Here is an 18,748-nt window from a genome sequence, read left to right on the forward strand (position 1 = left end):
CTCCTCATCGGCGGCCCCGGCCTCCCCCACCACCCGGGGGAGACCGGGGCCGCTGTCGTGCACCTCGGCCCGTACGAGGTCCCCGTCGTACCGCAGCCGCACCAGGAAGCCGCGCCCGGGCGGTGCCCCGTGCAGCAGCGCGTTCGTGGCCAACTCGCTCACGCACAGCGACACGTCGGCGGACCGCTCCCAGGCGGTGAGTCCCCAGTAGCTCAGCGACCACTCCGTGAACCGCCTGGCAGCGGGGACGGAGCGGCGGGCGCGGCCGTAGAACTGGTCACGCTGGCAGGGGAGTTCGGTTTGCGCATTCACGGGACGAAGGTCGCGCAGAGTGATTAGCCTTGATCAGTGCGCAATCCCGTACAAAGCGTTTGTACGGGATCGGGCGGGGTCGTGTACGGGCACGTGTGGGGAGTTCTGCGGCATGACGACTTCTCGGAGGAACCACTCGGCGATGCGGATGCTCGGCCGTCAGCTGGCCACGGCACGCAGGGCGGCGGGCCTGAGCCAGTCGGGACTGAGCGCCGCGCTGAACCTCAACGAGGAGACGATCGCCTCCATCGAACAGGGCCGACGATCCCTCAAGCCGGACATCGCGGAGATCCTCGACGAGTACCTGGGCACGAAGGGGACGCTGGCCGCCGGGGTGGCGAACCTGCCGGAGGTGGACCAATTCCCGCTGTGGGCCGAGGAGTACATGGACCAGGAACGGGAGGCGATCGCGCTGTCGTGGTACGACGCCCTCGTGGTGCCGGGCCTGTTGCAGACCAAGGAGTACGCTCGCGCGCTTCTTGGTGGTCGGATCCCCGCGTATGACTCCGACGAACTCGAAACGAAGGCGGAAGCACGGATGCGGCGTCGGGAGATCCTGCATCGCAAGGAGCCGCCGACCCTGAGTTTCGTCGTCTGGGAACCGGCCCTGCGCTGGCCCACAGGTGGCCCCGGGATCTACCAGGAGCAGTTGCGCTTCCTTCGCGCATGCTCCGAACTGCCCTGCCTTTCCTTGCAGGTTCTGCCTCTGGAGCGCTCGTACCACGCCGGTGACGCCGGCCCTTTCACACTCCTGGAGACGCCCGACCATCAGCACTTGGCCTACACCGAATCCCAACGCGGCAGCCAATGGGTCTCTGACCCTGACGAGGTGTCTATCTTGGCCCGCAAGTATGCGATGCTGCGGACGCAGGCCCTCACCATCGAGGACTCAAGACGCCTGCTGGACCGGCTGCTAGGAGAGCAATGAACACCGACGCGCTTCAGTGGTTCAAGTCGACCTACAGCAGCAGCGAAGGCGGCCAGTGCCTCGAAGTGGCCGTCACCCCCGGTGTCATCCATGTCCGGGACTCGAAGCAGCACCCTGAGGACAGCCCAACTCTCCTTCTCGCGCCCGCGACTTGGGCGAGATTCGCGGAGTTCGCCGCGCGCTAGCGGCGTTGTCAGTGGGGGCGCCTAGAGTCACTGTCATGGCGACTCTTCCCAACCCGCTGCCCAGGCTGGCCACCGATCCCAGCGGCCGTGGCCTCGGGCTCCAGCTTCCGCCCGGCAGGCTGATCGACACCACGCACGACGGGGACTGGCACGAGCCCCTGCTGTGGCAGTCCGGGAAGGCGGCGGCGCCCGGCACGTGGAAGGCGCTGGGCGCGCCGGCCGCGCGGGCCGGGCTGCTGCCGGTGCTCCTGGACGTGGGCGGGACCCAGGGCGGCCTGGAGAACTGGCAGTTGATGCCCGAGCGGATGTCGTACCCGGGCGATCACGACGCCGAGGAGCTGCTCGCGGAGTACTGGGAGGGAGACGCGGAGGACGAACTGGCCCAGGAGGTCGAGCCGTTCGGGCCCGAGTGGCCCGGCCTCGCGCCCGCCGGCCGGCCGACCGCGGACCCGGACAGCAGGGCGGCGTCGGTCGCGGACTCGCTGACGGACGGCGCCCGGTGGTTCAAGGAGCCGCGGCTGGCGCTGGTATCGGCCCGCCGGTCGGCCGACATCCCGGCGGCGATCGGCTGGACCGGCCCGCTGAACTACGAGAACGACGTGGCCCGGCTCTGCGCGGTCCTGCGCTCCTGGGAGGACCGCTTCGGCATACGGGTGGTGGGGCTCGGCTTCGACCTCCTGGTCGTGTCGGTGGCGGCCCCGCCGGCCACCGCGGCCGAGGCCGAGGCGGTGGCGGCGGAGCACTTCGCGTTCTGCCCGGACAACATCCTGCAGGGCGGCCCGGACACCCTGCGTGGCTACGCGAAGGAGCTGGTCGGGGAGCCGACCTGGTCCTTCTGGTGGGACTGAGCGCCCGCGGTCAGCGCGTGCCGAGCCCCCGGCCCAGCCTGCGCAGGCCCTCCCCGATCTCCTGCGGTGTCTGCGTGACGAAGCACAGCCGGAGGGTGGAGCGGTCGGGGTCGGCGGCGTAGAAAGGGGCGCCCGGGACGTAGGCGACGTCCTGCCGCACCACCTGGGGCAGCAGGGCCGTGGTGTCGTACGGGTCCGGGAGCCGCGCCCACAGGAACATGCCGCCCTCGGGGCGGGTCCACACGGAGCCCTCGGGGAGCGCGTCGGCGAGTCCGGCGAGCATGGCGTCACGGCGTTCGCCGTAGACGGCCCGGACGCGGGCCACGTGGGCGTCCAGGACGTCCAGGTACCGGGCGGCGGCGAGTTGGTTGACGGTGGGCGTGTGCAGGTCGGCGGCCTGCTTGGCCACGGCGCACGCCCGCCGCAGCTCCGCGGGGGCGCGCAGCCAGCCGAGCCGCAGGCCGGGGGCCATCACCTTGGAGAGGGAGCCGAGGAGCACCACCCGGTCCTCGGCGCCGGGGTGGGCGGCGATCCAGGGGACGCGCTCGCCGTCGTAGCGGAGTTCGCCGTAGGGGTCGTCCTCGACGACCCACACGCCCTGCCGGGCGGCCACGGCGGCGACGGCCCGCCGGCGTGGTGCGGGCATCGTACGGCCGGTGGGGTTCTGGAAGGTGGGGACGAGGTAGAGCAGCTTCGGACGCTCGCGCAGCACCGCCTCCTCCAGGGCCGCCGGGTCGACTCCGTCCTCGTCGCCCGGCACGGACACCACCCGGGCGCCGGCGAGCGCGAAGACCTGAAGTGCCGCCAGGTAGCAGGGGCTTTCGACCAGGACGGTGTCGCCGGGTTCGATCAGCGCCGTGGCGAGCAGGGACAGGGCCTGCTGGGAGCCGGTGGTGACGAGGAGGTCGTCGGGGCCGGTGGGCAGGCCCTGGGCGGTGACACGGGCCGCCAGGGCGGAGCGGAGCGCCGGTTCGCCCTCCGTGGTGGAGTACTGGAGCGCCTGCGCGGGGGTCAGCTCCAGCACCTGGCGGAACGCGGCCGCTATACCGTCCCGGTCGAACAGCTCCGGCGCGGGCAGCCCGCCCGCGAAGTTGATCACCTCGGGGCGCGCGGTGACCGCCAGGATGTCCCGCACCGGCGAACCGCCCACCCCGCGGGCACGGGCGGCGAGCGGCGGCACGGGGGCACGCGACGGAGCGGGTTCGGTGACGGTCATGGTCCGGCTCTCCTTCGGCTGCGGAAGCTCCACTGCGTCCGCAGCCTAGGGAATTAGGTGCCCTCTACACCGTCCATTTCGCGATCCGGACGCCGACCGCGCTCCACGAACGGGAACCGCCCGGCCTGCCACGACAGTCGAAGTGATCACGAACCGGCTCCGGGGAACCGTCCTCACCGTCGCCCACCTGCCCAGTGGCTGCCTCGCGTACGCGGCACTGGTCACCCAGCCCCAGGGAGCCTGGGACGAGTCGACGCTCACGGGGATCGAGACGGCCTGCGCGTTGCTGATCGTGTTGAGCGCCGTCACGTTCCTGCTCGCGCTGCCGCCCGTACGGCGGCGGACGCTCAGCCGCTGGTGGCTGGCGCCCGCGCTGGCCTTCCTGCTGGTGGGCGCGGCCCGCTGGACGTACATCGTCCAGACCTACCCGCAGGGCCCCGGCGGCTGAACCGCCGGGGCGAACTGCCCTGCTGTCAGCGCAGCTTCTGCGCCGCCTCGGTCGCCCAGTAGGTGAGGATCGTGCGTGCGCCCGCGCGCTTGATGCCGGTCAGGGTCTCGAAGACGGCGCGGTCGCGGTCGATCCAGCCCTTCTCGGCGGCGGCCTCGATCATCGAGTACTCGCCGGAGATCTGGTAGGCGACCACGGGCACGTCCACGGCGTCCGCGACCCGGGCGACGATGTCCAGGTACGGTCCGGCCGGCTTGACCATCACCATGTCCGCGCCCTCGGCGAGGTCGAGCTCCAGCTCCCGCAGGGACTCACGCCAGTTGGCCGGGTCCTGCTGGTAGGTCTTCCGGTCGCCCTGGAGCGAGGAGCCGACCGCCTCGCGGAAGGGCCCGTAGAACGCGGAGGAGTACTTGGCGGTGTAGGCCAGGATGGCGACGTCCTCGCGGCCGATCTGGTCGAGCGCGTCACGGATCACGCCGATCTGGCCGTCCATCATCCCGCTCGGGCCCACCACATGGGCGCCGGCGTCCGCCTGCACCTGGGCCATCTCGGCGTACCGCTCCAGGGTCGCGTCGTTGTCGACCCGCCCCTCGGCGTCCAGCACCCCGCAGTGGCCGTGGTCGGTGAACTCGTCCAGGCACAGGTCCGACATGACGAGCAGGTCGTCGCCGACCTCGGCCCGCACGTCGCGCAGTGCCACCTGGAGGATCCCGTCCGGGTCGGTGCCGACCGTGCCCAGGGCGTCCTTCTTGCTCTCCTCCGGCACGCCGAACAGCATGATCCCGGAGACCCCCGCCTCGGCCGCCTCCAGCGCCGCCTTCTTCAGGCTGTCCCGGGTGTGCTGGACGACACCGGGCATGGCCGCGATCGGCACGGGCTCGGCGACGCCCTCGCGGACGAACGCCGGGAGGATGAAGTCGGCGGGGGACAGTCGCGTCTCGGCGACCATCCGCCGCATGACGGGCGAGGTCCGCAGCCGCCGGGGACGCGTACCGGGAAAGGATCCGTACTTCGTCATGCCTTCTACGCTACGCCCGCCGGGGACACGCCTTTGCCGACGCGGCGTCGGCGCACGACCGCCGCGGGACGGCTCACCAGAGCCGGGCGCCGGCCCCGCCGAGCCGCGTGTGCCACGCCCGCATCCGAGCCCCCGCACCGGCGTTGAGGACCTGGTCGACCGCGCCCCCGGCCGCCGGCGACGACGCCCCGAAGGCGCTCACGGCCGCCCGCTGTCCGGGGCTCGGCACCGGAGAGAGACCACCGCCCCGCCCGACCAGGGCGAACCGCTCCCCGCGGACGGTGATCAGCAGGGTCCCGAGCCGGGTGAGGCGGCCCTCGACCTCTTGGGGATCGCCCTGGATGACGACCTTCCCGTCCCGGTCCTCGGCCCGCAGCTCCCCCGGGAACAGGCTCAGCACCACGGGCACGCAGCGCGCCCCGTTCCACAGGCTCCGCCGCCAGTAGACGATCTCCGCGTACACGGCGTACTCGCTCATGCGCCCGATCATGGCATGCACACAACTCGCCCCGGGAGGCGCCGGGTGCGTACGACGAAGGACGGGACGCGCCGTCAGGGCACGTCCCGCCACCTCACCACGTCATGGCCTCACGGCCGTGGCGCTCACGTCGTCGAGCGACGCCTGCGCGCTCCCGGCCGTCGCTCGCTCGGCCGGGTGACGGGGTCACCCGCCTCCAGCGCGGCGGCACGGCGCTTGAGACCGAAGTCCGCCAGCGCCTCGGCCAGCTTGTGCACCGACGGCTCCGGAGCCATCACGTCGACCCGCAGACCGTGCTCCTCGGCCGTCTTGGCCGTCGCCGGGCCGATACAGGCGATCACCGTCACGTTGTGCGGCTTGCCCGCGATACCCACCAGGTTCCGGACGGTCGAGGACGACGTGAACAGCACCGCGTCGAAACCGCCGCCCTTGATGGCCTCACGGGTGTCCGCCGGCGGCGGCGAGGCGCGCACGGTCCGGTAGGCCGTGACGTCGTCGACCTCCCAGCCCAGCTCGATCAGACCGGCGACCAGCGTCTCCGTGGCGATGTCGGCACGCGGCAGGAAGACACGGTCGATCGGGTCGAACACCGGGTCGTACGGCGGCCAGTCCTCCAGCAGGCCCGCGGCCGACTGCTCACCGCTCGGCACCAGGTCCGGCTTCACACCGAACGCGACGAGCGCCTTCGCGGTCTGCTCGCCCACCGCAGCAACCTTGATACCCGCAAAAGCCCGAGCGTCAAGGCCGTACTCCTCGAACTTCTCCCGGACCGCCTTCACCGCGTTGACCGAGGTGAACGCGATCCACTCGTAGCGGCCGGTCACCAGGCCCTTGACGGCACGCTCCATCTGCTGGGGCGTGCGCGGCGGTTCCACCGCGATCGTCGGGACCTCGTGCGGCACGGCACCGTAGGACCGCAGTTGGTCGGAGAGCGACGCCGCCTGCTCCTTCGTCCGCGGCACGAGCACCTTCCAGCCGAACAGCGGCTTGGACTCGAACCACGACAGCTGGTCGCGCTGCGCGGCGGCGGAACGCTCACCGACCACGGCTATCACCGGCCGGCCGCCGTCCGGCGACGGCAGCACCTTCGCCTGCTTCAGCGTCTGCGCGATCGTGCCGAGCGTCGCCGTCCAGGTGCGCTGCCGGGTCGTCGTACCGGCGACCGTGACACTCAGCGGGGTGTCCGGCTTGCGGCCCGCCGCCACCAGCTCCCCGGCCGCGGCCGCGACCGAGTCCAGCGTCGTGGACACGACCACCGTGCCGTCCGAGGCGCCCACCTCCGTCCAGCAACGGTCGGAGGCGGTTCGGGCGTCCACGAACCGGACGTCCGCGCCGTGCGCGTCCCGCAGCGGCACACCGGCGTACGCCGGCACACCGACCGCCGCCGCCACGCCCGGCACCACCTCGAAGGGCACACCGGCGGCGGCGCAGGCGAGCATTTCCTCGGCCGCGTACGTATCAAGTCCCGGGTCCCCGGGCACCGCACGGACGACCCGCCTGCCGCCCCGCGCGGCCTCCATGACAAGATGAACGGCATCCCGGGCAGGAGACGGGACCGCAGCGGCTGTTGACGTGCCGTCAACGACCGTGAGCTGCGGCGCGCTCGTGCCCGGCGGCGAGACCGAGGAGGCGTCGGCATCCGTCCGTACCACGGAGACGCCCTGCCGGGCGTGCGTCTGGATCACGTCGAGCACATCGTGCTCGGCGACCAGGACGTCAGCGCTCGACAGCGCCTCCACGGCGCGCAGAGTCAGCAGTCCCGGATCCCCGGGTCCGGCACCGAGGAAGGTGACGTGCCCGTGTTCCGGACCGGCGGGAAAGGCGGTGGGGCTCAATGTGCTCGCTCCCCCATCAGACCGGCCGCGCCCTGGGCGAGCATCTCGGTGGCGAGGTCGCGACCGAGTGCCAGCGCCTGCTCGTGCGTCTGGGGCACGGGACCGGTGGTGGACAGCTGCACCGTGCGAGAACCGTCGGTCGTGCCGACGATGCCGCGCAGGCGCATTTCCTTGACAGACTGCCCGTCGGCCAGGAGGTCGGCCAGCGCGCCCACGGGGGCGCTGCAGCCGGCTTCCAGGGCGGCGAGCAGTGACCGCTCGGCGGTCACGGCGGCCCGCGTGAACGGGTCGTCGAGCTCTCCGAGCGCCGCGACGAGGTCCGCGTTGTCCGCGGTGCACTCGATCGCCAGGGCCCCCTGGCCGGGGGCGGGCAGAACCGTGTCGACCGACAGGAAGTCGGTGACCTCCTCGATCCGGCCTATCCGGTTCAGTCCGGCGGCGGCCAGGACGACCGCGTCCAGCTCACCGTCACGGACGTACCGGATACGGGTGTCGACGTTGCCGCGGATCGGCACCGTCGTGATGTCCAGCCCGTGGGCGCGGGCGTACGCGTTCAGCTGCGCCATGCGCCGCGGCGCGCCGGTGCCTATCCGGGCGCCGCGCGGCAGGTCCGTGAACTTCAGCGCGTCCCGGGCGACGATCACGTCCCGCGGGTCCTCGCGCACCGGAACGGCGGCCAGGGCGAGGTCCTCGGGCTGCGTGGTCGGCAGGTCCTTGAGCGAATGAACCGCGAAGTCCACCTCGCCCCGCAGCAGCGCATCACGCAGCGCCGTGACGAACACACCGGTGCCGCCGATCTGCGCGAGCGCCTCGCGGGAGACGTCGCCGTACGTGGTGATCTCGACCAGCTCGACGGGCCGGCCGGTCACCCGGCTCACGGCTTCCGCCACCTGCCCGGACTGGGCCATGGCGAGTTTGCTTCGCCTGGTCCCCAGTCTCAGTGCCTTCTCAGTCATGCCGGTCGATCCTTGTCGTCTGTGCTGTCCTCGGCCCGGGAGACGGCGGCCACCGTCTCGGGGTCGAGGTCGAACAGGGTGCGCAACGCGTCCGCGTACCCGGTGCCGCCGGGCTCGGCCGCGAGCTGCTTGACCCGTACGGTCGGCGCGTGCAGCAGCTTGTCGACGACCCGGTGCACGGCCTGCCGGATCTCGCCGCGCTGGCGTTCGTCCAGGTCGGGCAGGCGGCCGTCGAGCCGCGCGATCTCACCGGCGACGACGTCGGCGGCCATGGTCCGCAGCGCGACCACGGTCGGCGTGATGTGCGCCGCCCGCTGTGCCGCCCCGAAGGCCGCGACCTCGTCGGAGACGATACGCCTGACCTGGTCCACGTCGGCCGCCATCGGCGCGTCCGCGGACGCCTCCGCCAGCGACTCGATGTCCACCAGGCGTACCCCGGCCAGCCGGTGCACGGCCGCGTCGATGTCGCGGGGCATGGCGAGGTCGAGGAGGAACAGGGCGGGCGCCGGACGCGGGATCTCGGCGACCGGCTCGGGCCGGCGGCGCTCGGGGATCCGGCCGACCGTGGCGACGGTCGCGGCGAGCGCGGTGATCAGCTCGGCGTCGGCCTCGGGGCTGCGCCGGGCGCGCCGGTCCAGGGTGCCGTTGTCCACCCAGGCGGCGTGCTGCTCCAGGGTGGCCGCGTCCATCCCGGCCACGGCGGCCTCGCCGAGCACGGAGAAGCCGGTCGAGCCCTGCACGGCGGCCAGGTCGAGCGGGCAGTTCTCCTCGGTGCCGACGCCGGCGGGCGGCAGCGCGGCCGCCGCGGGGCCGGCAGTGCCGGAACCGGTGTCGCCGTCCTCGTGCGCGGCCGGCCGCCCGGTACGGTCCTCGACCGCCTGGGCGACCGTCTCCGCCGTGAGCACCAGGCCCGTGGCCCCCGTGCAGGAGACCACGACGTCGGCACGTGTCAGCTCGCCCGGCACCGCGTCCATCGGTACCGCGCGGGCGGCCACGTCCGTGTCGTCGCCCTCGGTCAGGATCCGCGCGAGCCGCTCGGCCCGCTCGAAGGTGCGGTTGGCCACGACCACCTCGGCGACCCCGGCACGCGCGAGCGTGGCGGCGGCCAGCGAGGACATCGAGCCGGCCCCGATGACCAGCGCCCCGCGGCCCGTGGCCCAGCCCTGGACGTCCCCGCCCGCGGCCAGCTGCTCGAGGCCGAAGGTGACCAGGGACTGGCCGGCCCGGTCGATGCCGGTCTCGGAGTGGGCGCGCTTGCCGACCCGCAGGGCCTGCTGGAACAGGTCGTTCAGCAGCTTGCCCGCGGTGTGCAGCTCCTGGGCGCGGGCCAGGGAGTCCTTGATCTGCCCGAGGATCTGCCCCTCGCCGACCACCATCGAGTCCAGCCCGCACGCCACCGAGAACAGGTGGTGGACGGCCCGGTCCTCGTAGTGCACGTAGAGGTAGGGGGTCAGCTCCTCGAGACCGACGCCGCTGTGCTGGGCGAGCAGCGTGGACAGCTCGGCGACACCGGCGTGGAACTTGTCCACGTCGGCGTACAGCTCGATGCGGTTGCAGGTGGCGAGCACCGCGGCCTCGGTGGCCGGCTCGGCGGCGACCGTGTCCTGGAGCAGCTTGATCTGGGCGTCCGCGCTCAGCGCGGCCCGCTCCAGCACGCTGACCGGGGCGCTGCGGTGGCTCAGTCCCACGACGAGGAGGCTCATGCCGGCATCACGGCGGGGACGTCCCCGTCGGGTCCCTGGTCGGCGGAGTCGTCACGGGGGTGGGCGGCCGGCAGCGCGCCGTCGCCGGCGGCGGTCTCCTCGCCGGCCTTGCGCTGCTCGTGGAAGGCGAGGATCTGCAGCTCGATGGAGAGGTCGACCTTGCGCACGTCGACGCCGTCCGGGACGGACAGCACGGTCGGCGCGAAGTTCAGGATGGAGGTCACGCCCGCGGCCACGAGCCGGTCGCAGACCTGCTGGGCGGCGCCGGCCGGGGTGGCGATGACGCCGATGGAGACCCCGTTGTCCTTGATGATCTTCTCGAGCTCGTCGGTGTGCTGCACGGGGATGCCCGCGACCGGCTTTCCGGCCATCGCCGGGTCGGCGTCTATCAGCGCGGCCACCCGGAAGCCACGGGAGGCGAACCCGCCGTAGTTGGCCAGGGCGGCGCCGAGGTTTCCGATACCGACGATGACAACCGGCCAGTCCTGGGTCAGGCCGAGTTCACGGGAGATCTGGTAGACGAGATACTCCACGTCGTAGCCGACACCGCGCGTTCCGTAAGAACCCAGGTAAGAGAAGTCCTTGCGCAGCTTGGCGGAGTTGACCCCCGCCGCCGCGGCCAGCTCCTCGGAGGAGACCGTGGGCACCGAGCGCTCCGACAGTGCGGTCAGGGCTCGGAGGTACAGCGGAAGGCGGGCGACGGTGGCCTCGGGAATCCCTCGGCTACGGGTCGCCGGTCGGTGTGTTCGGCCAGTTGCCACGGTGCTCCTGCGGGTAGAGCGGGGCTGCAGGCGGTCATACGTCCCCAGACCGCCCCGTCGACAGCAGGCTATGCCTTTGTGAACGCGTGCACAAAGATGGTGTCCGATTTGCCCGGCCAACGTGACCGGGGTCACGCACGTCCCACCTGGCGCCCTACGTGGGGGCAAAACGCCACACTCCTTGCGTATCCCGCCCCCGAGACCCAAACTGCCTTCGATCCTAAGGGACGTTCGGCCGATCGTTGTACTAGTCGGTCAGTTCCTTGCGGAGGCGGGCCTCGTCCACCCGCCAGAACGTGTGCTGCCGGCCGTCCACCAGGACCACGGGGATCTGCTCCCAGTACTGGTCGTGCAGTCGCGGGTCCTCGGTGATGTCCTTGTGCTCCCACGGGACGCCGAGCTCGCCGCAGACCTTCTCGACCACGGCCTGCGCGTCGTCGCACAGATGGCAGCCGGGCTTGCGGACGAGAGTGACCAATCGCTCATGGGGAGCGGCCTTACGCCGGAAGAGGGGACTCATGTCGGCCATTCTCGCGCCTCGTCGACGACACGGCCGCGGAGAGTTCACACCCTCCAAACCTCTCGGCTCCGGAACCACCGAACAGACTGGCTATGCTCACGCCATGGCCGCTCTCGGATGGCTCACTCCCCGTAGGCGCTCCGCCACGGCGCGGAGCGTGTTGGCAGGCGAGGCTTCGGCGGAGGCCGCCCGCAAGTCCTCGCAGGAGGCGCAGGAGGCGCAGGTCTCCTCGCCGGCCCAGGAGATCGTCGACCGGGAACCGGAGTTCCCGGTGCTCGGCGACGACAAGGCCGCCGCCTTCTTCGACCTCGACAACACGGTGATGCAGGGCGCCGCCCTGTTCCACTTCGGACGGGGCCTGTACAAGCGGAAGTTCTTCGAGACCCGCGATCTCGCCCGCTTCGCCTGGCAGCAGGCGTGGTTCCGGCTGGCCGGCGTGGAGGACCCGGAGCACATGCAGGAGGCCCGGGACTCCGCCCTCTCGATCGTCAAGGGCCACCGCGTCGCCGAGCTGAGCTCGATCGGCGAGGAGATCTACGACGAGTACATGGCCGAGCGCATCTGGCCGGGCACCCGCGCCCTGGCCCAGGCCCACCTCGACGCAGGCCAGAAGGTGTGGCTGGTCACGGCGGCCCCCGTGGAGATCGCCCAGGTGATCGCCCGCCGCCTCGGCCTGACCGGCGCGCTCGGCACGGTGGCCGAGTCGGTCGGCGGCGTCTACACGGGCAAGCTGGTCGGCGAGCCCCTGCACGGCCCCGCGAAGGCGGAGGCGGTGCGCGCCCTGGCCTCGGCGGAGGGCCTCGACCTCTCCCGCTGCGCGGCCTACAGCGACAGCCACAACGACATCCCGATGCTCTCCCTGGTCGGTCACCCGTACGCGATCAACCCGGACGCCAAGCTGCGCAAGCACGCCCGCGCGAAGGACTGGCGGCTGCGTGACTACCGGACGGGCCGCAAGGCGGCGAAGGTCGGCATCCCCGCGGCGGCCGGCGTGGGCGCCGTCGCCGGCGGCACGGCCGCGGCGATCGCGCTCAGCCGTCGCCGCCGCTGACCCGCGGGCGTTGACCCGCGGTCGCTGATCCACGGGCGTTGACCCGCCGCCATCGTCCCGGCGCTGCCGAAACCCTTCGCCTGCGGCCGGATTATGCCGTCGTTTCCCCAACACGCCCCCCAGTTCGCCGAAAACCACCCTTTTCCGATCAACAACCGATCACTCTGTGGAACTTGATGGGGTGTCAATCGGTAACAGAAGCGACGCAATCGGTGATTTGAGCAACTCGGTGTAGCAGTGCCTGCACGAAGCGTTATTCTCCTCAGACGCAAACCGGTACCTCTCCGTCGCTACGACGGGTGAACGGTTCCGCACTGCACGTGATGGAAGCTCTGCCTCTGGGAGTCCCGTGTACCCACACGTCGGGGTTGACGCCTCGGGCCTGGCTACGCTGCGCACAGCAGTCGCAACGGTCAAGGAGACGCTGCGCGGCTTCGTCCCCACCGCGTACGCCGTCCCCGCCTTCGCCGCCGCCGCGCCGCTCGGCCCGTGCTACGCACTGGCCGAGAGCAGCGCCGCGGTCGGCAGACGAGGGCGCTCCACCGGCGCGGCCCCCGCCCGCCGACCGGCCGCGGACAGTGACAGCGCCCGGATGATGGACCTCGTGGAGCGCGCCCAGGCGGGGGAGGCCGAGGCCTTCGGCCGGCTGTACGACCAGTACAGCGACACCGTGTACCGCTACATCTACTACCGGGTGGGCGGCAAGGCGACCGCCGAGGACCTGACGAGCGAGACCTTTCTGCGGGCACTCCGCAGGATCGGCACCTTCACCTGGCAGGGCCGTGACTTCGGCGCCTGGCTGGTGACGATCGCCCGCAACCTCGTCGCCGACCACTTCAAGTCGAGCCGGTTCCGGCTGGAGGTCACCACCGGCGAGATGCTCGACGCCAACGAGGTCGAGCGCTCCCCGGAGGACTCGGTCCTGGAGTCCCTCTCGAACGCCGCGCTGCTGGACGCCGTCCGCCGGCTCAACCCCCAGCAGCAGGAGTGCGTGACCCTCCGCTTCCTCCAGGGCCTCTCGGTCGCCGAGACCGCCCGGGTGATGGGCAAGAACGAGGGCGCCATCAAGACCCTGCAGTACCGGGCCGTGCGCACGCTCGCCCGGCTGCTGCCGGATGACGCCCGCTGACCCCCACACCCTGGGCGACGGTCAACTCACCCTGCGTGGGAGACCGTTGCATTCTCGATCCGATCATCGGCCGTCCGTAACCCAAGTGCCGCGCCGCTCGTTGTGCGGGATACAGGCTCCCTGTGGTCACGTCCTGGCCGACCCTGATCGCTCGATCGTGTGGAACTGGTCGTGGGCGTGCAACCCTCAGGACCCCCTGGGGAGTCGACCGTCATGACGAGAGGAGGTGCCGCCAGTGATCGCGAACGTATCGGCGCACCGGCGGGCGAACGCCTTCGCCCAGGCCCTGGAGGAGCAGTCCGACCGGGACACGGCGGCCGAGCAGTCCGCAGCACCGGCGGCTTCGCCGCCGACCGCCGAGGAACCCTCCGAGCCGGGCGAGCTGCTCGCCCTGGCGACGAGCCTCAGCGCGCTGCCCAGGCCGCAGCTCGACCCCGAGGTCAAGGCCGTCCAGCGCGCCCAGCTGGTGGCCGCGATGGAGGCCATGCTCCAGGAGGGGACCGCGGCGGACGCATCGGTGCCCGAGCAGCGTTCCCGCAGCCGGGGCGCGCACCGGGCGAGCCCGCTGGGCAAGCTCCGGCCGCGCTCCAGACTGACCAAGGGGCTCGCCGCGGGCGGGCTCAGTGTCGGCGTGGCCGCCGGGGCCTTCGGCGGAGTGGCCGCCGCGAGTTCAAACGCGCTGCCCGGCGACTCGCTCTACGGGCTCAAGCGCGGCATAGAGGATTTCAAGCTCAACTACATGAGCGACGGGGACAGCCAGCGCGGCGAGTCGTACCTCGACCAGGCCTCCACCCGGCTGAACGAGGCGCGCCGGCTCATGGAGCGCGGCCGCGGCGGCCACCTCGACCACGAGTCCATCGGCGAGATCCGCCGCACCCTGTCCGGTATGCAGCACGACGCGACCGAAGGCCACCGTCTGCTGCACGCGGCCTATGAGCGCGACCCCGAGTCCCTGGGCCCCATCCAGGCCCTGTCCGCCTTCTCGCGGTCGCACCGTGAGGCGTGGAGCGCGCTGAGCGACCGGCTGCCCGTGCAGCTGGGGGACGTCAAACAGCAGGTGTCGTCGGTCTTCGACGCCATAGACGACGAGGTCGCCCCGCTGCAGTCGCTGCTCCCGCAGCCGCCCGCGCAGTCCGGCGGGACCGGCACCCGGCAGAGCTCCGGCTCGACGCCCACCGGCTCCTCCGGCACCCACCGCTCGACCGCGCCCAGCTCCGGCGACACCCCGTCGGCCGGCAAGCACACGGGCTCGGGCAGCCCCAGCGGTTCGGCCAGCCATGACAGCGGCGGCGGTCTGATCGGAGGCGACACGGGCGGTCTGCTCGATCCGCCGAAGACCGGCTCAGGCAGCACCCCGGCCATCCCGAAGCTGCCCACGAGCGCGCCGGACGTCACCCTCCCGCCGCTGCTCCCGGGCCTGCTGCCCGGCCTGGGCATCGACAGCGAGGACGCCGACTGACGCGTGTGGACACGGCCGCGACCACCGTCAGAAGAACACCGACCGCCGCTGCACCAGCAGCTTGTACAGCGTGTGCTGGATCTGCTCCCGGACCTGGTCGGTCAGGTTGAACATCAGCATCGGGTCCTCCGCCGCCTCCGGCGGATAGCCGTCCGTCGCGATCGGCTCGCCGAACTGGATCGTCCACTTCGTCGGCAACGGCACCGCCCCGAGCGGCCCCAGCCACGGAAACGTCGGCGTCAACGGGAAGTACGGAAACCCCAGCAGCCGCGCGAGCGTTTTCGCGTTGCCGATCATCGGGTAGATCTCCTCGGCCCCGACGATCGAGCACGGGATGATCGGCGCGCCCTGGCGCAGCGCCGTGGAGACGAAACCGCCCCGGCCGAACCGCTGGAGCTTGTAGCGCTCGCTGAACGGCTTGCCGATGCCCTTGAAGCCCTCCGGCATCACCCCGACCAGTTCGCCCTGTGCCAGGAGCCGTTCGGCGTCCTCGGCGCAGGCCAGCGTGTGCCCCAGCTTGCGGGCGAGTTCGTTGACCACCGGCAGCACGAAGACCAGGTCGGCCGCGAGCAGCCGCAGGTGCCGGTCGGCCGGGTGGTGGTCGTGGACGGCGACCTGCATCATCAGCCCGTCGAGCGGCAGCGTCCCGGAGTGGTTGGCGACGATCAGCGCCCCGCCCTTGTCCGGGATGTTCTCGATGCCCTTCACCTCGACCCGGAAGTACTTCTCGTACACCGGCCGCAGCAGCGACATCAGGACCTGGTCGGTCAGCTCCTCGTCGTAGCCGAAGTCGTCGACCTCGTACTCCCCGGTGAGCCGGCGCCGCAGGAAGGACAGGCCGCCGGCGATACGGCGCTCGAGGCCGCCCTCGTCGTGCCGCCCGGCCGCCGGCTGTTCCTCGCCGCCCGCGGGCCCCGCTTCCTGAGGAGCGGTCCTGGTGGGCAGCGGCTGGACCTCGCGGACCGGCCCGGGCTCACCGGCCGCGCCGCGCCTGTTCCCCGCGCCACGGCGCCGGGACGGCCGCTGGGCGGCGTTCCCGCGGGACCGGTCGTCGTCGAACGGAATGACCTTGGCGTCCGCCATCGTTGCTGCGCTCCTCAGTTCGCGCTCTGCGTCGGGTGGTGCCCGCTGCCCCTCGCGGCGAGCGCGGCGACCCGGTCGACGGCCCCCGCGAGGGCCTCCGGCGGCAGCAGCCCGGGTCCCTGGCCGCGTGCGAAGTCGGCGAACGTCTGCGCCGTCGTGTACGTGGGCTGGTATCCCAGCGTCTCGCGCATCTGGTCGGTGGCCACCACCCGGCCGTGCGTGAGCAGCCGGATCTGCTCCGGCGAGAAGTCCGTCATGCCCAGCGTACGCACGAGTGAGCCGGCCCAGGTGACCGCGGGCAGCAGCAGCGGCACCGTGGGACGGCCCAGGCGCCTGGCGCACTGCGACAGCGGCAGCACGCCGTCGCCCGCGATGTTGAAGGTGCCGCTGTTGAGGGTGCCCCGGCGCGGCTCGTGGGAGGCGATCCGCAGCACCTCGATGACGTCGTCCTCGTGCACGAACTGCAGCCGCGGGTCGTAGCCGAGCACGGTCGGCAGGACGGGCAGCGCGAAGTACGAGGCGAGCGGGGTGTCCGCGGCGGGCCCCAGGATGTTGGCGAAGCGCAGCACGCACACCGCGACGTCGGGCCGCCGCCGCGCGAAGCCGCGGACATAGCCCTCGACCTCCACCGCGTCCTTCGCGAACCCGCCGCTGGGCAGCGACTTGGGTGGGGTGGTCTCGGTGAAGACGGCCGGATCCCGCGGTGCGGACCCGTAGACGTTGGTACTGGACTTCACCACCAGCCGCCGCACGGCCGGCGACTTCTGGCAGGCGCCGAGCAGCTGCATGGTGCCGATGACGTTGGTCTCCTTGACCGTGGCCCGGCTGCCGCCGCCCAGCGCGGTGCCCGTGATGTCCATGTGGACGACCGTGTCGGCGGCCGTCTCGGCGAGCACCCGGGCGATGGTGGGCTGCCGGATGTCGGCCTGGATGAAGTCGGCCCCGCCCATATCGTGCGCGGGCGGCACGGCGTCGACGGCGATCACACGGTCCACCTCGGGGTCACGCTGGATGCGCCGCACGAACCGGCCGCCCAGCTGCCGGGCCACCCCGGTGACGAGCACGACCCTTCCCAAGATCAGCGCCTTCCTTCGATCCGGTGCGAAACCTGGTCCCACCCGCGTTCCCCTGTGCGGCCAACTTAGCGGTTCGATGTTGCGCTGTGATGACCGCCCGACGCCCGAGGTGACGGAAATTCACCAGATGGAATATGCCGATCCTCGCCGACAACTCCCCGCGCGGGGGCCCGGACACGCCTGTGGCCCCCCGTCCTCATGGACGGGGGGCCACAGAACACGCTCTCGCGGCGCCGCTTACTTCTTGTTGCGGCGCTGAACGCGCGTGCGCTTGAGCAGCTTGCGGTGCTTCTTCTTGGCCATCCGCTTGCGCCGCTTCTTGATAACAGAGCCCACGACTACCCTCGCTCACTTCTCATCACTCGGTGTTTGGGCGCCATGGGCCCATACGACCTACGAGGGGCCAGCCTACCCGTCCGAGCGCTGAGGTCGTAATCGAGGGGTTCCCGGGGGTTGCCCGGAAGGCCGTCAGACCGTCTCCACCCCCACATAACTCTCGCGGAGGTACTCGTGTACCGCTTGCTCGGGGACGCGGAAGGACCGCCCCACCCGGATCGCGGGCAGATGACCGCTGTGCACCAACCGGTACACGGTCATCTTCGACACTCGCATCACCGAGGCGACCTCCGCCACGGTAAGGAACTGAACCTCGTTCAGAGGCCTTTCGCCTGCAGCAGCCATGACACACCTGAACCTTCCGCACTCGACGGCCACCGGCTTCCCCTTCCGGTGACTCTTCGTCGTTGCGTGCTCACTCCCCAGACTAGGGGCGGGTGATGCGAGTGGGGAAGAGGTGCACCCATCGGCGGCCTACTGTGACAGACACGCCCTATTGACTACGTAGCGGGTGAGCGGCCGGTAGTGCACAGACCGCACTCCGTCATCAACCGGAACCGCGACGGAGACGACCCCCTCGGCCTCCCCCACGAACAGCGCGGGATCGTCCGTGTCCGCCAGGCCGATCGCCTCGAACCCCAGCTGACCTGCACCGCAGACCCAGCCGTGGTCGCCGATGACCAGCTCGGGCAACGGCCCGCCGGCCTCGGCGGCGGCGGCCAGGGCGACCCGAACCGGGAGTGGTGAATGGCAGTGCGCTCCCGGCTCACAACCGGGGCGCTCGACCTCCGGTTCCCGCACCAAGGCAACCCCTCGTACGTAGTCCAGGGAGTACGTGCGTAGACCGAACCGGGTCAATATGTCGACAGAGCGACCCTGCGCCGGGGTGAGTACCTCACACCCCACTGCCGACAACGCGTCCGCCAGGCCACCGTAGAAACCGAGCAGCCGATGCGGATGCCCGGTCCCGAGCAGCACGGGAGCCCCACGCCGGGCCGCCTCCCGGATCCGCTCAGCGAACGCGTCCAGCGCGGCCAGCGTCCGCTCCGGGTCGATCACGTCCGGGCCGGACGTGTGCCGCGGATCGGCCGAGACCCCGCACCTGGCCGCCATCAGCGACAGCAGCTCCCGCTGCCCCCACCGCCGTTCGGGATCGATCCCGATCAGCACCCGGGGGTCCCGGGCTGCGAACAGCCGGTAGCTGCGGAGGCCGGCCTCCCGGGACGTGGCCACCTCCCCGGCCAGCCGGGCAGCCAGCAGATGCGCACGGAGGGCATCGGCGGTCAACACTGTTGCGATGCTGGCCCATCGGGCACGGGCCCGCGCGCGAAACGGCGGAACGTCGCACGGTTGGCCCAACGGCGGGCTCCCGTCCGGGACCTGCCCGGCCCCGCCCCGCTCGGCCC

The 18,748-nt window shown here is 71.7% G+C and carries 21 protein-coding genes; 7 read left to right on the forward strand and 14 right to left on the reverse strand.

All coding sequences use genetic code 11. From position 1 onward, the window contains the following. A partial coding sequence (locus V7E45_RS27675) for an ATP-binding protein (RefSeq protein WP_333776926.1) occupies positions 1-312 on the reverse strand: 312 nt, incomplete at its 3' end. A gap of 142 nt (positions 313-454) precedes the next feature. On the opposite strand from V7E45_RS27675, the gene V7E45_RS27680 reads away from it, so the two are divergent. From V7E45_RS27680 to V7E45_RS27690, 3 genes are read left to right on the forward strand one after another with little or no spacing between them, the layout of a single operon-like run. After that, positions 455-1,240, forward strand: a complete 786-nt coding sequence (locus V7E45_RS27680; RefSeq protein WP_333776927.1) for a helix-turn-helix domain-containing protein — start codon at positions 455-457, stop codon at positions 1,238-1,240. After that, positions 1,237-1,425, forward strand: coding sequence for a DUF397 domain-containing protein (locus V7E45_RS27685; RefSeq protein ID WP_333776928.1), 189 nt, complete (start codon positions 1,237-1,239; stop codon positions 1,423-1,425). The genes V7E45_RS27680 and V7E45_RS27685 overlap by 4 nt, the downstream gene beginning before the upstream one ends. A gap of 35 nt (positions 1,426-1,460) precedes the next feature. Continuing rightward, positions 1,461-2,273, forward strand: a complete 813-nt coding sequence (locus tag V7E45_RS27690) for a DUF4253 domain-containing protein (RefSeq protein WP_333776929.1) — start codon at positions 1,461-1,463, stop codon at positions 2,271-2,273. 10 nt (positions 2,274-2,283) lie between these two features. On the opposite strand, the gene V7E45_RS27695 is transcribed toward V7E45_RS27690, so the two are convergent. Then, positions 2,284-3,489 carry an aminotransferase-like domain-containing protein gene (locus tag V7E45_RS27695; RefSeq protein WP_333776931.1) on the reverse strand — a complete coding sequence of 402 codons (1,206 nt, stop codon included), beginning with the start codon at positions 3,487-3,489 and terminating at the stop codon, positions 2,284-2,286. Positions 3,490-3,631: 142 nt separating this feature from the next. Here V7E45_RS27695 and V7E45_RS27700 point away from each other — a divergent pair, with 142 nt between their 5' ends. After that, entirely contained in the window at positions 3,632-3,937 is a 306-nt protein-coding gene (locus V7E45_RS27700) for a hypothetical protein (protein WP_333776932.1), read from the forward strand. Positions 3,938-3,962: 25 nt separating this feature from the next. Here V7E45_RS27700 and hemB read toward each other — a convergent pair whose 3' ends face one another. The 7 genes from hemB to V7E45_RS27735 all read right to left on the reverse strand — a co-directional run bounded on the left by hemB (position 3,963) and on the right by V7E45_RS27735 (position 11,217). Beyond that, positions 3,963-4,955, reverse strand: a complete 993-nt coding sequence (gene hemB, locus V7E45_RS27705; RefSeq protein ID WP_333776933.1) for a porphobilinogen synthase — start codon at positions 4,953-4,955, stop codon at positions 3,963-3,965. Between the two features lie 73 nt (positions 4,956-5,028). Further along, positions 5,029-5,433 carry a hypothetical protein gene (locus V7E45_RS27710; protein WP_333776934.1) on the reverse strand — a complete coding sequence of 135 codons (405 nt, stop codon included), beginning with the start codon at positions 5,431-5,433 and terminating at the stop codon, positions 5,029-5,031. 125 nt (positions 5,434-5,558) lie between these two features. After that, positions 5,559-7,268: a uroporphyrinogen-III synthase gene (locus V7E45_RS27715; protein ID WP_333776935.1), complete on the reverse strand. Its 1,710-nt coding sequence runs from the start codon at positions 7,266-7,268 to the stop codon at positions 5,559-5,561. Next, complete coding sequence (gene hemC, locus V7E45_RS27720; RefSeq protein WP_333776936.1) at positions 7,265-8,224, reverse strand: hydroxymethylbilane synthase; 960 nt, start codon at positions 8,222-8,224, stop codon at positions 7,265-7,267. The genes V7E45_RS27715 and hemC overlap by 4 nt, the downstream gene beginning before the upstream one ends. Then, on the reverse strand, positions 8,221-9,927 hold the full coding sequence (locus V7E45_RS27725) for a glutamyl-tRNA reductase (RefSeq protein WP_333776937.1): 1,707 nt from the start codon (positions 9,925-9,927) through the stop codon (positions 8,221-8,223). Before V7E45_RS27725 ends, hemC begins: the two co-directional genes overlap by 4 nt. Beyond that, complete coding sequence (locus tag V7E45_RS27730) at positions 9,924-10,688, reverse strand: redox-sensing transcriptional repressor Rex (protein WP_333776938.1); 765 nt, start codon at positions 10,686-10,688, stop codon at positions 9,924-9,926. The genes V7E45_RS27725 and V7E45_RS27730 overlap by 4 nt, the downstream gene beginning before the upstream one ends. Positions 10,689-10,935: 247 nt before the next feature. Further along, on the reverse strand, positions 10,936-11,217 hold the full coding sequence (locus V7E45_RS27735; protein WP_333776939.1) for a glutaredoxin family protein: 282 nt from the start codon (positions 11,215-11,217) through the stop codon (positions 10,936-10,938). Positions 11,218-11,311: 94 nt separating this feature from the next. Here V7E45_RS27735 and V7E45_RS27740 point away from each other — a divergent pair, with 94 nt between their 5' ends. From V7E45_RS27740 to V7E45_RS27750, 3 genes are all read left to right on the forward strand, one after another. Then, positions 11,312-12,259: an HAD family hydrolase gene (locus tag V7E45_RS27740; protein WP_333776940.1), complete on the forward strand. Its 948-nt coding sequence runs from the start codon at positions 11,312-11,314 to the stop codon at positions 12,257-12,259. A 349-nt stretch (positions 12,260-12,608) separates the two neighbouring features. Further along, positions 12,609-13,388 (forward strand): ECF subfamily RNA polymerase sigma factor, BldN family, encoded by a 780-nt coding sequence (locus V7E45_RS27745; RefSeq protein ID WP_333776941.1) that lies wholly within the window; start codon positions 12,609-12,611, stop codon positions 13,386-13,388. Positions 13,389-13,623: 235 nt separating this feature from the next. Continuing rightward, the gene (locus tag V7E45_RS27750; protein WP_333776942.1) at positions 13,624-14,847 is read left to right on the forward strand and encodes a DUF5667 domain-containing protein; all 1,224 of its coding nucleotides are present in this window, start codon (positions 13,624-13,626) and stop codon (positions 14,845-14,847) included. 27 nt (positions 14,848-14,874) lie between these two features. On the opposite strand, the gene V7E45_RS27755 is transcribed toward V7E45_RS27750, so the two are convergent. From V7E45_RS27755 to V7E45_RS27775, 5 genes are all read right to left on the reverse strand, one after another. Beyond that, positions 14,875-15,930, reverse strand: a complete 1,056-nt coding sequence (locus tag V7E45_RS27755) for a lysophospholipid acyltransferase family protein (RefSeq protein ID WP_333776943.1) — start codon at positions 15,928-15,930, stop codon at positions 14,875-14,877. A 14-nt stretch (positions 15,931-15,944) separates the two neighbouring features. After that, entirely contained in the window at positions 15,945-17,006 is a 1,062-nt protein-coding gene (locus V7E45_RS27760; RefSeq protein ID WP_333776944.1) for an NAD-dependent epimerase/dehydratase family protein, read from the reverse strand. 237 nt (positions 17,007-17,243) lie between these two features. Then, on the reverse strand, positions 17,244-17,342 hold the full coding sequence (locus tag V7E45_RS27765; RefSeq protein WP_003948845.1) for a 30S ribosomal protein bS22: 99 nt from the start codon (positions 17,340-17,342) through the stop codon (positions 17,244-17,246). Positions 17,343-17,474: 132 nt separating this feature from the next. Continuing rightward, positions 17,475-17,687 (reverse strand): helix-turn-helix domain-containing protein, encoded by a 213-nt coding sequence (locus V7E45_RS27770; protein WP_159045100.1) that lies wholly within the window; start codon positions 17,685-17,687, stop codon positions 17,475-17,477. 129 nt (positions 17,688-17,816) lie between these two features. After that, a complete protein-coding gene (locus V7E45_RS27775) occupies positions 17,817-18,632 on the reverse strand; it encodes a phosphatase (protein ID WP_333776945.1) in 816 nt (271 codons plus the stop codon). Between the last annotated feature and the right edge of the window lie 116 nt (positions 18,633-18,748).

The organism is Streptomyces sp. IBSBF 3136 (assembly GCF_036815105.1).
In the GTDB taxonomy this organism is placed as follows: Bacteria; Actinomycetota; Actinomycetes; order Streptomycetales; family Streptomycetaceae; genus Streptomyces.

Bases quoted from the DNA above. Each gene is read 5' to 3' on its own strand.
- V7E45_RS27680 (WP_333776927.1), top strand. From the start codon at position 455: ATGCGGATGCTCGGCCGTCAGCTGGCCACGGCACGCAGGGCGGCGGGC.
- V7E45_RS27685 (WP_333776928.1), top strand. From the start codon at position 1,237: ATGAACACCGACGCGCTTCAGTGGTTCAAGTCGACCTACAGCAGCAGC.
- V7E45_RS27690 (WP_333776929.1), top strand. From the start codon at position 1,461: ATGGCGACTCTTCCCAACCCGCTGCCCAGGCTGGCCACCGATCCCAGC.
- V7E45_RS27695 (WP_333776931.1), bottom strand. From the start codon at position 3,489: ATGACCGTCACCGAACCCGCTCCGTCGCGTGCCCCCGTGCCGCCGCTC.
- hemB (WP_333776933.1), bottom strand. From the start codon at position 4,955: ATGACGAAGTACGGATCCTTTCCCGGTACGCGTCCCCGGCGGCTGCGG.
- V7E45_RS27710 (WP_333776934.1), bottom strand. From the start codon at position 5,433: ATGAGCGAGTACGCCGTGTACGCGGAGATCGTCTACTGGCGGCGGAGC.
- hemC (WP_333776936.1), bottom strand. From the start codon at position 8,224: ATGACTGAGAAGGCACTGAGACTGGGGACCAGGCGAAGCAAACTCGCC.
- V7E45_RS27725 (WP_333776937.1), bottom strand. From the start codon at position 9,927: ATGAGCCTCCTCGTCGTGGGACTGAGCCACCGCAGCGCCCCGGTCAGC.
- V7E45_RS27735 (WP_333776939.1), bottom strand. From the start codon at position 11,217: ATGGCCGACATGAGTCCCCTCTTCCGGCGTAAGGCCGCTCCCCATGAG.
- V7E45_RS27740 (WP_333776940.1), top strand. From the start codon at position 11,312: ATGGCCGCTCTCGGATGGCTCACTCCCCGTAGGCGCTCCGCCACGGCG.
- V7E45_RS27755 (WP_333776943.1), bottom strand. From the start codon at position 15,930: ATGGCGGACGCCAAGGTCATTCCGTTCGACGACGACCGGTCCCGCGGG.
- V7E45_RS27770 (WP_159045100.1), bottom strand. From the start codon at position 17,687: ATGGCTGCTGCAGGCGAAAGGCCTCTGAACGAGGTTCAGTTCCTTACC.